The 906-nt window shown below is 40.2% G+C and carries 1 pseudogene; it reads right to left on the reverse strand.

Going from position 1 to position 906, the window contains the following annotated elements:
- A pseudogene (locus DMP16_RS11140) lies at positions 1 to 906 on the reverse strand (hypothetical protein); the annotation flags it as partial.

Here is a 906-nt window from a genome sequence, read left to right on the forward strand (position 1 = left end):
TTATTATTATTATCACTACCACGGCTATAGCTACGTAAAGCCCAGTATTGCTACTACTGGTAACTGTGGAAGTCGTAGTTACGGTAGTTGGGCTAGTTGTCGTGACCGTGCTCGTTGTGGTACTCACTGAGGTCGTGGTAACAGTGCTTGTCGAAGACGATACACTAGTAACAGTACTGGTTGTAGTGACAGTGCTAACTCCTAACATTGCCAATAAGGAAGGCGGTGTTGCCGTAGATGCCTTACCATATAGAAATGCTAGTACATCGCTCCAAGCTTGTTGAGTAAAGTTCAATGCTTGTTGATTCGTCATTCCCGGAGGTCTAGGGGCTATATTCCATATTATGGGTTCAGCTGGATTGGCGGCATTCCCAACATATACGTTTAGCCAGTACATATATTGAGGAGTAGAGAATCCTATATAATATTGATCTTCCCACTCCTCAAACGGCCATTCAGTTGTCGTAAAGGGTATCACTGGAGTGTTGTTCATTATTATTTGAGCCATCTGATCGTATATTTGTCTAAGTTGTGTGACATTATTAGTCTCACCAGCTTGTATGTATAAGTTGATTAATTGCTGTGGTGGAATCCATCTTTCCCAATCAGAGAGAAGAGTTGTACTCTTCAAAATCGCTGTTATGTTTGCTACGTATACTATAGTACTGTTATTTAATAATGAACTATTTTCTGCCCTTAGCTGAGGTAAGTTTAATAAATATTCTTGTGCTGCAGTTAAATTGGCTATCAGTGTTCCATTAGGCAGTCTTATCTCTGTGTTATTGAGGGCAGTTATATTCGCTGCATATTTACCATTCGATAATTGCACTATAGAAACTAGCGGTGGTATAACTAAGAACCCCCATACAGTATAAGGAGATAGCCAACTATCGTCTCCATACCAAT

Origin of the sequence: Sulfolobus sp. B1 (assembly GCF_007050195.1) — an archaeon.
GTDB lineage: Archaea > Thermoproteota > Thermoprotei_A > Sulfolobales > Sulfolobaceae > Saccharolobus.